The 12,576-nt window shown below is 38.0% G+C and carries 17 protein-coding genes; 13 read left to right on the forward strand and 4 right to left on the reverse strand.

Going from position 1 to position 12,576, the window contains the following annotated elements; translation table 11 throughout:
• Nucleotides 1-84 precede the first annotated feature (84 nt).
• From NON16_RS24080 to NON16_RS24090, 3 genes are read left to right on the forward strand one after another with little or no spacing between them, the layout of a single operon-like run.
• The gene (locus tag NON16_RS24080) at nucleotides 85-819 is read left to right on the forward strand and encodes an ABC transporter ATP-binding protein (protein ID WP_257352026.1); all 735 of its coding nucleotides are present in this window, start codon (nucleotides 85-87) and stop codon (nucleotides 817-819) included.
• Nucleotides 809-1,831, forward strand: coding sequence for an ABC transporter permease (locus NON16_RS24085; protein WP_257352028.1), 1,023 nt, complete (start codon nucleotides 809-811; stop codon nucleotides 1,829-1,831). Before NON16_RS24080 ends, NON16_RS24085 begins: the two co-directional genes overlap by 11 nt.
• Before the next feature lie 36 nt (nucleotides 1,832-1,867).
• Entirely contained in the window at nucleotides 1,868-2,521 is a 654-nt protein-coding gene (locus NON16_RS24090) for a TetR/AcrR family transcriptional regulator (protein WP_257352030.1), read from the forward strand.
• A gap of 235 nt (nucleotides 2,522-2,756) precedes the next feature.
• On the opposite strand, the gene NON16_RS24095 is transcribed toward NON16_RS24090, so the two are convergent.
• Nucleotides 2,757-3,458: a hypothetical protein gene (locus NON16_RS24095; RefSeq protein ID WP_257352031.1), complete on the reverse strand. Its 702-nt coding sequence runs from the start codon at nucleotides 3,456-3,458 to the stop codon at nucleotides 2,757-2,759.
• A gap of 300 nt (nucleotides 3,459-3,758) precedes the next feature.
• On the opposite strand from NON16_RS24095, the gene NON16_RS24100 reads away from it, so the two are divergent.
• The 3 genes from NON16_RS24100 (at nucleotide 3,759) to NON16_RS24110 (ending at nucleotide 5,008) form a co-directional block, all read left to right on the forward strand.
• A complete protein-coding gene (locus NON16_RS24100) occupies nucleotides 3,759-4,058 on the forward strand; it encodes a metal-sensing transcriptional repressor (RefSeq protein ID WP_257352032.1) in 300 nt (99 codons plus the stop codon).
• Nucleotides 4,059-4,268: 210 nt separating this feature from the next.
• On the forward strand, nucleotides 4,269-4,631 hold the full coding sequence (locus tag NON16_RS24105; RefSeq protein ID WP_257352034.1) for a YuzC family spore coat inner layer protein: 363 nt from the start codon (nucleotides 4,269-4,271) through the stop codon (nucleotides 4,629-4,631).
• A gap of 161 nt (nucleotides 4,632-4,792) precedes the next feature.
• Nucleotides 4,793-5,008, forward strand: coding sequence for a DUF2188 domain-containing protein (locus NON16_RS24110; RefSeq protein ID WP_257352035.1), 216 nt, complete (start codon nucleotides 4,793-4,795; stop codon nucleotides 5,006-5,008).
• 149 nt (nucleotides 5,009-5,157) lie between these two features.
• Here the strand turns inward: NON16_RS24110 and NON16_RS24115 are convergent, their stop codons facing one another.
• Nucleotides 5,158-5,751 carry a CPBP family intramembrane glutamic endopeptidase gene (locus NON16_RS24115; RefSeq protein ID WP_257352037.1) on the reverse strand — a complete coding sequence of 198 codons (594 nt, stop codon included), beginning with the start codon at nucleotides 5,749-5,751 and terminating at the stop codon, nucleotides 5,158-5,160.
• A complete protein-coding gene (locus tag NON16_RS24120; protein WP_257352038.1) occupies nucleotides 5,748-6,671 on the reverse strand; it encodes a DMT family transporter in 924 nt (307 codons plus the stop codon). Before NON16_RS24120 ends, NON16_RS24115 begins: the two co-directional genes overlap by 4 nt.
• A 316-nt stretch (nucleotides 6,672-6,987) precedes the next feature.
• Here NON16_RS24120 and iadA point away from each other — a divergent pair, with 316 nt between their 5' ends.
• The 6 genes from iadA (at nucleotide 6,988) to NON16_RS24150 (ending at nucleotide 10,998) form a co-directional block, all read left to right on the forward strand.
• Nucleotides 6,988-8,160, forward strand: coding sequence for a beta-aspartyl-peptidase (iadA, locus tag NON16_RS24125; RefSeq protein ID WP_257352039.1), 1,173 nt, complete (start codon nucleotides 6,988-6,990; stop codon nucleotides 8,158-8,160).
• Nucleotides 8,161-8,419: 259 nt separating this feature from the next.
• Nucleotides 8,420-9,451, forward strand: a complete 1,032-nt coding sequence (locus tag NON16_RS24130; RefSeq protein WP_257352050.1) for a glycoside hydrolase family 15 protein — start codon at nucleotides 8,420-8,422, stop codon at nucleotides 9,449-9,451.
• A 188-nt stretch (nucleotides 9,452-9,639) separates the two neighbouring features.
• A complete protein-coding gene (locus tag NON16_RS24135) occupies nucleotides 9,640-9,912 on the forward strand; it encodes a hypothetical protein (protein ID WP_257352041.1) in 273 nt (90 codons plus the stop codon).
• Between the two features lie 171 nt (nucleotides 9,913-10,083).
• Entirely contained in the window at nucleotides 10,084-10,302 is a 219-nt protein-coding gene (locus NON16_RS24140; RefSeq protein ID WP_257352043.1) for a hypothetical protein, read from the forward strand.
• 21 nt (nucleotides 10,303-10,323) lie between these two features.
• Entirely contained in the window at nucleotides 10,324-10,458 is a 135-nt protein-coding gene (locus NON16_RS24145; protein WP_257352044.1) for a hypothetical protein, read from the forward strand.
• Between the two features lie 138 nt (nucleotides 10,459-10,596).
• Nucleotides 10,597-10,998 carry a hypothetical protein gene (locus NON16_RS24150; RefSeq protein ID WP_257352045.1) on the forward strand — a complete coding sequence of 134 codons (402 nt, stop codon included), beginning with the start codon at nucleotides 10,597-10,599 and terminating at the stop codon, nucleotides 10,996-10,998.
• Nucleotides 10,999-11,090: 92 nt separating this feature from the next.
• Here the strand turns inward: NON16_RS24150 and NON16_RS24155 are convergent, their stop codons facing one another.
• The gene (locus NON16_RS24155) at nucleotides 11,091-11,321 is read right to left on the reverse strand and encodes an IDEAL domain-containing protein (protein WP_257352047.1); all 231 of its coding nucleotides are present in this window, start codon (nucleotides 11,319-11,321) and stop codon (nucleotides 11,091-11,093) included.
• A 193-nt stretch (nucleotides 11,322-11,514) separates the two neighbouring features.
• Here NON16_RS24155 and NON16_RS24160 point away from each other — a divergent pair, with 193 nt between their 5' ends.
• Nucleotides 11,515-11,931 carry a hypothetical protein gene (locus tag NON16_RS24160; protein WP_257352048.1) on the forward strand — a complete coding sequence of 139 codons (417 nt, stop codon included), beginning with the start codon at nucleotides 11,515-11,517 and terminating at the stop codon, nucleotides 11,929-11,931.
• The last annotated feature ends 645 nt before the right edge of the window (nucleotides 11,932-12,576 follow it).

The following is a 12,576-nucleotide window of genomic DNA, read 5'->3' on the forward strand; positions in this document are numbered from 1 at the left end:
TATGAAATTGAAGGAAGTTTTTGTTCAATGTTGAATACAATTTAATGAGTAAGTACTCACTCTTATTTTCTAGGAGGATGATTGATGGAAACAAACGGAGTCATTCAACTGAAAAGCATTAAAAAACAATTCGGAAAAACAGTCGTGATTAAGGATACGTCTTTAACCATTCATAAAGGCGAAATTTTTGGACTCCTTGGACCGTCTGGAGCGGGAAAAACAACACTCGTAAAAATGGTCTCGGGGATTGAAGCTCCAAGTGAAGGGGAGCTGTACTTGTATAACAAAGAAATGCCTTCTCGTGATTTGGTCTCTAGAATAGGTTATATGGCACAAACTGACGGGCTTTATTTAGACTTAACAGGATCAGAAAACCTATCTTTCTTTGCCTCAATAAATGGATTAAAAGGTACAAAGAAGAAGGAAAAGATCAATGAGGTGCTTGAATTAGTTGATTTAGTTGAACATCAAAAAAAGCTAGTCGGTTTATACTCCGGTGGAATGAAACGGAGACTTTCACTTGCCATTTCCCTTTTGCATGACCCGGGTATTCTTTTATTAGATGAACCGACAGTAGGTATTGATCCTGTGCTACGCCAATCGATCTGGGATAAACTTAAACAGTTAAAATCAACAGGTATTACTGTCGTTGTTACCACACATGTGATGGATGAGGCGGATAAGTGTGACCGCCTTGCGATGATGCGTAATGGAGAAATCATCGCACTTGGATCACCGAATCAATTAAAAGAAACGGCTCAAACATCGACGATCGAAGAGGCCTTCCTGAAATATGGAGGTGCTAAAAATGAGGATTAGTGCGCTTGTCATCAGAATCGTAAAACAGTTTTTTCATGATAAACGAACTCTTGCGATGATGCTGTTGGCTCCTTTACTAATTTTATCGATTGTTTCTCTCGTTTTTAATGGGGATGTGGTTATCCCAAAAATTGGTTATGAGGATATTCCTGCTCCATTACACTCTGAACTGGAACAAAAATATGTTGAAAGTGAAGAAGTTGATCGTGAGCTTGTAGGAGAAAAGTTTAAAGAGGGTAGTCTAGATGCATGGATCACCATTAATAAGGGTCATCTGAACATTTTGCTTGAAGGTAGCGACCCGAAAATGAACCGTCAAGTATTATCCATTATACAGGCGATCTCCCTTAAACAATCTAATTCAGTTCCCATCGAACCAAAGGTAACTTATTTTTACGGATCAGAGAATATGTCGAGCTTCGATAATTTCGGCCCCGTTCTGATCGGGTTTTTTGCTTTCTTTTTCGTATTTTTAATATCTGGTGTATCCTTTTTAAGAGAGCGTACTGGTGGAACTTTGGAACGGTTGATGGCAAGTCCCTTGAAGAGATGGGAAATCGTTGTTGGTTATCTGCTAGGGTTTGGGTTCTTTACACTTATTCAATCTGGCTTAATCGTCGTTTACTCTATTTATGTTCTTGATCTGCTCATGGTCGGGGACTTTATCTGGGTCCTACTCATAACGCTCTTAGTTGCATTCACTGCGCTTTCACTAGGTACATTATTATCAGCTTTTGCACAAAACGAGTTACAAATGATTCAATTTATTCCAATCATAATCGTTCCTCAAGTTTTTTTCTCGGGTATTTTCAACCTTGAGGCAATCTCGGATTGGGTAAGTTGGATTGGTCCAATCACACCTCTTTATTATGCTGCTGATGCACTTAAGGATGTGATGATAAGAGGGTATGGAGGTGAAGAAATTCTTTTGAATATCTTTGTACTCATTGGTTTTTCTATCGTTTTCATTATTGCGAATATCATTGCATTACGGAAATATCGTAGTTTTTAATTTAATTGAACTTCCCCTAAAAAGGAGTCGAACAATATGAATGTAGAACAGTGGAAGGAAGAATTTTTTCTAATCCTTGATGAAGACAAAATGACCCAGAAACAAAAACAAATTCTTCTGGCTGCGGTAGAGGTGTTTGCTGAAAAAGGGTATGCAGGGGCTTCTACAGCAGAAATTGCGAAAAGAGCAGAAGTTGCAGAGGGAACCATCTTCCGCCATTACAGAACGAAAAAGGAACTGTTGTTATCAATTGTTGCACCCGTTATGGCAAAGTTAGTTGCCCCTTTTCTTATTGAGGACATTCGAAAAATATTGGATAAAGACTTTCCATCCTACGAAACGTTTTTACGTGCATTGATTATAAACCGAATGGAGTTTTTACGCCGCCATTTTTCAGTCGTCAAAATTTTTATGCAGGAAATCCCCTTCCACGATGAGCTAAAGGAAAATTTCCGTCATTATGTTATTGAGAATGTACTAACGAGATTTAAACAAATCGTAGAGCACTTTCAAGAAAGGGGAGAGCTTATTGAGCTACCAGTTATGGCGATCATTCGGCATACAGCCACATCAATAGGAGGCTTATTGATCGCACGCTTTCTCATCATACCAGAAGAAGAGTGGGAGGAGGACCGAGTGATTGAGGAAACCGTTCAAATGATATTGTATGGAATAAAAGCTAAGGGATAAAATCGAAATTTATGGTAACAAACTCAATAGTTTGACGTGTGATGTGTATGTAAATGGTAGATTTTACACTTCAAAATCAGCAGGTATAAGTGGGAATGATGGTCGAGGTAGAATGTCATTTTCGGGTCTTAGTCCGGGGGATAAATTAGAATTTAAGTGTTCCACATACTATTCCGATTCTTTAACCCTTAAGTTTTACGATTAAAAGAGGTATATCGAAAATAAATAGTACCCCTCATTCTGAAGGGGTACTATTTATTTTTTTCTTATTTTTATTATAGACATTAAGATCCAATGTTTCATTATGACTCATTAAATTTGACTTGACCTTCATCTGATCTAGGGTTTTTCTAACTGTTTTTTCAATTTCTTTTCCCCTTATGTTACTCGGTGAATGTTTTTTTGGTAAGGATGTATATACATTGATAATCAACTTATGGTTTTTTTTTTCTACAACCACGTTCTCCATTTCTTCATACTTGGATTCAAGGTTTTCTTGAATTTTTAATGTAACTTTACTTACTAGTGCACTCATTTCGGGGGTGTATTTAGTATCAGGTCGACCTTTTCGTACCCGAACAACTCTGACGGGAAAATCTTTAAAAATTGTATTTTGGGCTAATTTTTGTACAGTGTTCTTGATATCACCTTCAACTTTATCGACATACTGTTGAGTACCATCAATTACAATTGTGATGATCTCGTGAGGGGAAGCACGTATACCAATTGATATGTCACGGTTATTGTAATTTTTTTCACTAAAAGTCATTCTTAAGTCTTTCATAAATACGTCCATATCTTTTTCGAGAGATTGATTCCTTGCTTCAGTTCTATTTTCTTTTGCTAAAGCTATCCCGTTGTTTTGGTGATGGTACACTGAAATTCCACTAAGTATTAAGCAAATAAGTATACTTGTTAAGGTTATATATTTTTTCACGTTTAACAACTCCTTTAAAAAGCACTACTTATTGTATGTCCGTTTAAAGAAAAATATTCAGCAACCACTACCTCTTAGGACTTATTTCAACTATTGTACATAGTAATTCAAAGACAACATTTTAACCACTTGAACTCATAATTCAACCATTACACACAATTATTCAATCATTCGGGACCTTAGAACTATTAGTAGTTTTTTCCCCTCATATGAATGGTCAAGAAGTTTTCTATTGACTTTTATACTATAGGGGGGTATATTAGAGGCAAGAAATGATAATAATAAACTGAGGTGATAAATATGAATGAACATGATTCGCCGATAGTTCCACGCTCTAATGATGAAAAAGTAAAATTACAAAATCGTTTGAAGCGTATTGAAGGTCAGGTTCGAGGTTTGCAGAAAATGGTGGAAGAGGATCGCTACTGTATGGATATTCTCGTCCAAGTATCTGCAATCAATTCAGCATTAAAGCAAGCAGGATTTTCACTAATGGAACGTCATGCAAAAACATGCGTAAAGCATTCCCTGGAATCGGGAGATGGTGCCGATTATATTGATGAATTAATGAGCATTATGAAACAGTTTTCTAAATCATAAATGGCGTTTAGGTCACGATGTTAACTAATGAAATAGTTTTCATATGGCTCAATAAAAGACCTGAGTGGAGATCTTACTCCATTCAGGTCTTTCTTTTCACGTTCTGGCAATCCAATGACCTTCAGGGCTAACAAGGGGGCTTCCTCTTTTGTTTTAATGAACCATGGAAAACCTTTCTTGAATAAAGTAAACAAAAGGAAGGTGAGGATAATGTCAGATAACTCCTGGAACGGGTATTCAGGTTGGGGAGAATGGTATCCACGTTTGCCTATGAATCCTTTAGAAACAGATCCGAACGATCTTACTAAATTGATGTTCTCTGCTAAAAGCTTTTTGTATCCCACTCAGGAGGTTCACAGCTTACTTCAGAAGATTGCCTCCAACATTGAATTTGCTAGACAACTCAAAAAGTCTGCAGAGCTAAATCAAAATCAAAAAGTAGATCAACTAATTCAATCAACTGGTGTTCAAAGCGACTTTGAATCGAAAATAACACCCGATGGAATTAAGATTGTTTTTCAACCAGATTCGACAGATGCATGCTTTAATCTTACTCTTTCCCTATGCTGGTAAAGTCGAGAGGTCCATTTTGGCAACCATTTCAATTTGGGAAAATTCCGATTGAAATATAGCATTTTCAGGCCTTAAAACCCACTTATTTTCCCAATACAAAGGTTTTCAAAGCTGTGATAGGATTAAAGTATAATAAAATTTTTGTTAAAGGATGTGGGAAAATGTCTAGAATGATTGTAACCGTAAAACGAGGGAAGAAGTGGGCCAATATTTTAGACGGAAACTACCGCTCATCCAGCACGCACATTACACAAGAAGAAGCCATTGATGTTGCGCGTCAAAGGGCTCAACAAAAAGGTTACGAGCACGTAATCTACCGTAATGATGGAACGATTCGCGAGGTTAATCAGTACTTGCCGCTTACGATTCAAAGATAACAGTGTTCTTATACAGGGCAGGAAGGGGTCAGCTATCATTTTCAAAAATGACCTACTACCCAACATCTCAGCTTCCTATTCTATATAACTCGAGGGACTTACTCAATGATTGGTTATCCATCAAATTGAGCAAGTCCTTCTTTGCGCTATTAGAGGAGTGGAAATATAATGAACAAAAGTAAATCAAAAACGAGATGCGAAAGCAGTGGTACCAGAATGTTTTGGCTTCTAACATACAAGAACCCCCACACAAAACCCGCAAGCAATGCAGATAGGACAAGCAACAAACTGCCTGAGGCTAAATGAGCAAGAGCATATAGGGATGACGAGATCAATACTGGGTGAATAGTTGGATCCCTTAGTTTTTGTTGTACAAATCCACGCCAAAACATTTCTTCGGCAGGAATTATAATCATAAAGACTAGTAAAGTGTGCCACCATGTCCGGGGTTGAATGAGTTCATATAAGCCTAATAAGTTATTAAAAAGGGTAGGAAATAGTGTGATTACAACTATTTTCCCTAATGCGAACAAAACATATAACAAGATCCCAGAAAGGATTCCGTATCTAATATCTTTGAATGTCAACTTGTTAATCGAAGCGTTTTTTATAAACAAGGTAAAGGCAAGTATTCCACCTTGCACAATTGGAAACACACACCAGAAATAGTCCTTCGTCTGAAAAGCCATCCCTAACCCAAACATAACAAAGAGAAGGGATAAGTAGAAAAAGCGTCTTTTCATTGTTTCCGAACAACCTTTCCGGGTACGTTTTCATAATCTGCAACATGGTGTGGACGCTTTCGAATGAAAATGAAAATACCAACTAAGATAATAAGTCCACCAATAACCTGTGCAACACTCAATGTTTCACTTAGTATAAAATAAGCAAGAATGGATGCACCGATTGGCTCACCTAATATAACCATAGAAATTACTGAAGCACTCACATACTTTAAAGCCCAATTAAAAATCGTATGGCCAAGGAGTGTGGGGAAAATTGCAAGTAACAAGAAGTAAATCCAGTCCTCTGGAGGAAATGGATAAAGGGAGTACTCTAAAATAACGTCGTAAAAGAATAATGCAATCGTCGCGAATCCATATACGAGAAAGGTATATGGCATTATGTGCATCCTTTTCCTCACATCTTGACCGAACAAATAATAGATTGTGACTGCAATAGCTCCCAACAACGCAAGTAAATCACCAAACAGTGCGATGCCACTGATCTGAAAATCCCCCCAGCTGATGACAAGACTTCCCCCGAGCGCTAAGATCCCTCCTAGAATACCTTTCCAATGAAGCCGCTCTTTAAAAATTAAATAGGTTCCAGCAAATGCAAAGATGGGTTGAAGGGCAACGAGGACAACTGAACTCGCTACTGATGTATAATTTAAAGATTCGAACCACAGGATAAAATGCAACGCGAGAAATAATCCTGAAAATATGCAAAAAAGCATATCCCGTTTCTTTACTAATCTAAGATGACCTCGAAAACTATACAAAATAACCGGTAGCATTAAGAGTGTAGTAAATAATAAGCGATACGTTGCGATTATCGGAGCTGGAGCGGATGATAATTTTACAATGATAGCAGATGTAGAGACCGAAAGAACACCAATTACAATGCCAATGTATGGATTAATCCAAGGTTTTTGGTTCAATAAGAATCCCCCGTTTCTATGTTCCAAGTAAAGTATAAAAATTTGCTGCACCTGAACAGGGCGCTTACGCTTTTCTTACACGTTAAGAAAGTATAAAAAATACTTTCTATAGTATAAGCGCAACTAAGGCGATCGCCTGCGCTAAGGCTTGGCGCTAGCCAAGTTTTCTTTACTATACGTAGTTTATCACTCATGACAATGTTAAGTAATCATAAATGCAATACGTATGTGTAAGGAGGTATTTTCTGCTAGCCATGTTGCTTTCTGTACATTCTCTACTATAGGATGAAAATAAAAAGATTGAGGAGGGTGTACATTGATTAAGCTCATTCAAAATGGAACTGTATATACACCAGAACGAATCGGGCAGAAGGATATCTTGATTACAGATAAACGTATCGCTTATGTCGGTGATTCATTAGAAGTCCCTCACGATTTTGTTGATGTTGAGGTAATTGATGCAAGTGGAAAGTATGTGGTACCAGGGTTTATCGATTCTCATGTTCACATAATGGGTGGTGGGGGCGAAGGTGGGTTCAGAACACGTACACCTGAACTCATGCTGTCAGAGATTACTCAAGGTGGAGTGACAACTGTAATTGGCGTAATCGGTACGGATGGGACAACGAGAACGATGAGTGCGCTTGTAGCGAAAGCAAAAGCATTAGAAGAAGAAGGAATCACTTGCTTTGTACATACTGGATCTTACCAAGTCCCTGTAAAAACATTGACCGGCTCAATTGAAAAAGATTTGATTCTTATTGATCGGATAATTGGAGTTGGCGAAGTGGCGATCTCAGACCACCGTTCTTCTCAGCCGACGATCCAAGAGTTAACTCGATTGTCATCAGAAGCAAGAGTTGGTGGCATATTATCAGGAAAAGCAGGTATTGTAAATTTTCATATTGGGGATAGCCCCTCAAAGCTCACAATGCTAGAAAAAATCACTGAGACAACGGATATACCCTTTAGCCAATTTCATCCGACTCATGTGAATCGAAATCGAGGATTGTTTGACGCCGCGATCCTCTATGCAAAAAAAGGCGGGTATGTAGATTTTACAACAAGTACCATTCAACGTTTTCTTGATCATGGAGAAGTGAAATGTAGCAAAGGACTTAAGGAAATGCTTGAGAAAGGTGTACCGATAGAACAAATTACGTTTACGTCAGACGGTAATGGAAGCCTACCTGAATTTGATGAACAAGGGAATTTCATTGGTTTAGGAATTGGACAAGTGACTTCGCTTTTTGTAGAAGTAAGGGAAGCAATAAAAGACGAGAATGTACCAATGGAAGACGCTTTGCAAGTGATTACGGCCAACCCTGCAAGGGTTCTGAAATTAGAACAAAAGGGAATTATAGAAAAAGGATATGACGCAGACCTCGTTATTTTAGAAGAGGAAACGTTGGAAATTGATACTGTTATCGCTATGGGTCAAGTAATGGTGCAAAATAAACAACCACTCGTAAAAGGGACCTTCGAATAATAACGTATTGTCCATAGCTAGAACCCTATTATAGGCTGACATTTGGTACGGGATCGGAATAGGATAATAAAGAAAAATTGATGGCTTGGTCCTAACCAAGTTTTCTTTACACATTAAGAAAGTATAAAAATACTTTCTATAGTATAAGCGCAACTAAGGCGATCACCAGCGCTAAGGCTTGGCGCTAACCAAGTTTTCTTTAGATGACAGATGGGAATAAAGGTAACAATAAGGTTAAGAACAGGAAGGAACAGGTGTGATGAATCTAGATAAACTTTATAATGTGTTGGAGCAACTGCATTTACCAAACGGTGCATATAAAGCTAGTTTATCGTCCCACTACTCATACGTATGGATGCGAGATGTATGTTATATCGTTCTTCCGTTTCTCGATAAACAAGATTCCCGATACGAAAGAGCATATCATGCACTGCTAGACATGCTTCGTACGTATGAATGGAAGATTGACATCCATCGACAACAAAAGCCCGTTTATCGACACGAGTACATTCATGCTAGGTATTCACTTGATATGAAAGAGTTACCGGTTGAATGGGGCCATGCACAACACGATGCAATCGGACTTTTTTTATGGGGAGTAGGAAAAGGAACTGAAAGAGGTAAACGAATCCTTCGAGACGAGAAGGATCGCGAAATCATTCAAAAGCTCGTTGAGTATTTAGAATGTGTACGATATTGGGAAGATGAAGACAACGGGATGTGGGAGGAATACGCTGAGTTGCACGCCTCAAGTGTCGGTGCTTGTGTGGCTGGATTGCAAGCTGTTCAAATGATCGTAGATGTTCCTGCCGATCTTATTAAGAATGGGCAGGAAACGCTTCGCTTCTTATTACCACGGGAAAGCAATACAAAAGAAACGGATCTGGCTTTACTATCTCTGATCTATCCTTACCAGGTTGTCTCCAGAAAAACTGGGCTTGAGATTTTGACGCGAGTCACCGATAGATTGGAGAGATCTTATGGATGTATGCGTTATGAAGGGGATCAATATTTTAACGAAGGCCACGAAGCAGAATGGTGCTTTGGCTTTCCGTGGCTGGGATTATGTTATGCCCAACTCGGAGAGCTAAATCAATTGGAAAAGTATTTGAGTAAGACATTAGAGATTATACCTGAGAATGGACGTGTACCGGAGCTATATATTGGTGGTACCGATCAACCCAATGAAAACACCCCACTCGCATGGTCTGTTTCAATGTGTATCCTACTAATCGAATATGTAAACTCACTAAATCATCTTAGAAATAAAATTTCACCGAAAGAGGGCTGACGAAAACAAACGTCAAGCTCTTTTTACATTTAGAAAGCTGATACTTCAAGACTAGTTATGGGAAAAAATGTCGAAATGGACATTAAATAACTGAAATATTTCATTAATATGAAAAATCAAAAAATAACCTTTTTTCTTTTAAAGAATCTGATACAATAGAATCAATCTATGATAGGAGGGAAGCAAGTTTGGAGAAAATTAAACTCGGTCAGCCTCCCCATTGTCACAAGGTATCTTTTGATGGAAAAGCATTCAAAATTAAAGGATTACAAAACGTAGTTGTACCACTTGCACAAACGGAAACGGCAAAAGTCGACATTTTAAATGAGGAAACAGGAACGTTAAAGATCGTTGGCAAAGACACCATCCTAGCTCAACTGGAACTTCCACTAAGGTATTGTGAAATCGGAAAAGGATGGGTGTTAGACAAATTATCGAAACGAAAACGGAAAACCGGATAATATGGAATGTAATTAACGAATTGAGAAAGTAAAGCAGCAGGGATGATCTCACAAGGGTCATTCCTGTTTTTTGATTGCTTTGAATGTATGGATTTATTCATATTAGTCAAGGTTAAGCATAATAAGCATACAAAAATAAACACCTATATTTATATAGAAAGGAGTGATAACGTGGTAGATAAAAAACAAAATCAACCGAAAAAGGAACGCGAGCTTTTTTCAACATCCTCAATAAACCCAGAATATACATTGACAGATACGAGCTTTATAAATGCATTTGATATCAATGACTCAAAGCCTGGGGATTCTGTGGATGAGCATAGTAACATGGAAGAAGCGAATGAAGTGATTGCAAATAAAGAAATAGGCCAGCAAAATGAAAATGGATAACTTCTAAGGATGGTGATACAAGTGGATCAATCCCAATTTCCAATCGCAGATGTCAAGAATGAAACTCTTGAGAAAATCAAGCAGTATGAGCGTGAATTGCAAAAAGATCATGATGAAGAGATTGTCTTAATTGCCTATCAAAAAGAACAGCAATAATCAATTTTAATATAAAAATTTGAGGTGCGAAATACTTTTTGATAAAACCCATCCTAACCCTACAGGATAAACGCCCTCACTTAACTGTTTTGTACAACATATAATAGTCTGAAACCCAATGGAAAGGGGAGTAAGACCATGAGTAATCGACAGTTTAATCCGCTGTCCTTTTTACAAAACATGCTTGGTGGAGGACAGCAACAAGGACCATCTTCAGGACCGCCGACGGGACCACCTTTTCCGAGTGGTGGAGGAGCGCCACCCGGGCCACCGCCACAATTCACACCACAACAATCGTTATCTACTCAACAATATGGTAGTCAAGGTGGTCAAGGGGTAGGAACCTATGCGGTTGATCCCGGAGCAATCCGGCCATGTGTAGGAACCTATGTGTATATTTGGGTACGAGGTGGATATTCTTTTTGGGCCTGGTTGACTTTTGTAGGAAGGCAATCAGTCGCTGGGTATCGTTGGACTGGTTATCGATGGGTTTACTTTGGAATTGATCGAAGACGTATTATTTCTTTCGTTTGTTATTAGGGAATAACAAAAGCAACAGTAAATAAAAAATCCATTAAAGTAGGGGTGACATCAATTGTCACCCCTAAACTAATAGTGCTCATACATGTTGTTTAATTATCTCTATACTTTGAAAACTCAGCAGATCGTTTGATAAACGTGTCATAATCATTCTGGTCAATGGCTTCATTAATTTTTTCCAAAAGACGGTTCTTCTGAGTTAAGAATAAGGATTCATCCAGTGTGAGTTGGGCGGCCAGTGATAGGAAAAACTCTTCGGCTCTTTTTTGTTTTTGCTGAGCCAGCTCTTTCGTTTTGGATTGATACGAGGTGTGTCTGTTCATGAAGATTCCTCCCAAACCCTTTTTGTTATTATCTAAGATATGCAATTTAAAGTCAAATAGTTTTCAGAAAATTACATTAATTATTTTTTATTGAAAAATTGGCCTTAAGTCCTAAGGAGAAAGAAACGTATAGAAATAAGTGAATCACACAAACTAAAACCATTAATGAAGCGGATAGGGAGTTTGATCTTATATGGAACGTAAATCGTATTATGTAACCATTCAAGGTGGTACGAGCAATGGAGAAGTTCGCGGAGTAAAAGGTAACTCGAGTTATGACTTCGAAATAATGGCAACAGAGGATGAAGCGAGTGCTTTAAAAGAGCTTTTTAATGAGGCGGACCATTCGGACAAACTAGGTTATATGCATGCTCATTTTTTTTCCAATGTACGTGATACAGCAGATAAAGATCACCAGCAATATGATCGATTACTCTGCACAGTCTATGAAACGATTTATGAACTGGGAACTGCGCAAACCAGGTCTGATATAGATGAAATGGAGATAATCCCGCGCCTAAAAGAAGAACGACCAGACAGTGAATATTCAACAGGACCAACGATGCTCCAAGGAAAAACAGGTGGTCAGCTTAATAATGACAATCGTTGAAGAAAAGTGAATGTCATAAATGAGGGGTTTAGTGGGGAGAGTCAGTGTCTTTGAGTACTCAAAGACATCTGGCTTATTTTTTTGCACGTTAAGAAAGTATAAAAATACTTTCTATAGTATAAGCGCAACTAAGGCTCAGCCGGCGCCAAAGGCTTGGCTGAGCCAAGTTTTCTTCATTGAGACAAACTCCAGATTTAAGCGCTGAACTCGAAGCCCTATACAGCCGCCTTCACACAACTTTTTGAAATTTACTGCCTTTTCAAAATGGATCGTATTTATTAAGGTATACTTATGATGCTAGTTAGGTAAAAGGTTGTATGCCAATTGATGGTAAAAGCGATATGCTAGCAGGATTAAAAGGATTAGGATTGAAATACCTATATCGATTGGGGGAGATCTTTAATGAAAAATGAGTGGCTTGCAGTAATACTATTGCTAGTCGGAATGTTATTTGGAATATTTTATTGGATGAATCAATTTCATAATTCCATAATTTAAATAGACACAGACTTACAGAAATCAATTTTTTCATAATTTTTTTCAGTTTATGCTGCTGCTTGTTGTTGATTTAAACTGGCATTGATACGGTCTACAGCTAGTTTTGAAGCATTATAAACTAAAGTCACCAGGTCAAAATGGACTTTC

Source organism: Pseudalkalibacillus decolorationis, assembly GCF_024609785.1.
Taxonomy (GTDB): Bacteria; Bacillota; Bacilli; order Bacillales; family Fictibacillaceae; genus Pseudalkalibacillus; species Pseudalkalibacillus decolorationis.

Excerpts from the sequence above, each read along its gene's own strand:
- NON16_RS24080 (WP_257352026.1), top strand. The coding sequence starts at position 85 with ATGGAAACAAACGGAGTCATTCAACTGAAAAGCATTAAAAAACAATTC.
- NON16_RS24085 (WP_257352028.1), top strand. The coding sequence starts at position 809 with ATGAGGATTAGTGCGCTTGTCATCAGAATCGTAAAACAGTTTTTTCAT.
- NON16_RS24090 (WP_257352030.1), top strand. The coding sequence starts at position 1,868 with ATGAATGTAGAACAGTGGAAGGAAGAATTTTTTCTAATCCTTGATGAA.
- NON16_RS24100 (WP_257352032.1), top strand. The coding sequence starts at position 3,759 with ATGAATGAACATGATTCGCCGATAGTTCCACGCTCTAATGATGAAAAA.
- NON16_RS24105 (WP_257352034.1), top strand. The coding sequence starts at position 4,269 with ATGTCAGATAACTCCTGGAACGGGTATTCAGGTTGGGGAGAATGGTAT.
- NON16_RS24110 (WP_257352035.1), top strand. The coding sequence starts at position 4,793 with ATGTCTAGAATGATTGTAACCGTAAAACGAGGGAAGAAGTGGGCCAAT.
- NON16_RS24115 (WP_257352037.1), bottom strand. The coding sequence starts at position 5,751 with ATGAAAAGACGCTTTTTCTACTTATCCCTTCTCTTTGTTATGTTTGGG.
- NON16_RS24130 (WP_257352050.1), top strand. The coding sequence starts at position 8,420 with ATGAATCTAGATAAACTTTATAATGTGTTGGAGCAACTGCATTTACCA.
- NON16_RS24150 (WP_257352045.1), top strand. The coding sequence starts at position 10,597 with ATGAGTAATCGACAGTTTAATCCGCTGTCCTTTTTACAAAACATGCTT.
- NON16_RS24155 (WP_257352047.1), bottom strand. The coding sequence starts at position 11,321 with ATGAACAGACACACCTCGTATCAATCCAAAACGAAAGAGCTGGCTCAG.
- NON16_RS24160 (WP_257352048.1), top strand. The coding sequence starts at position 11,515 with ATGGAACGTAAATCGTATTATGTAACCATTCAAGGTGGTACGAGCAAT.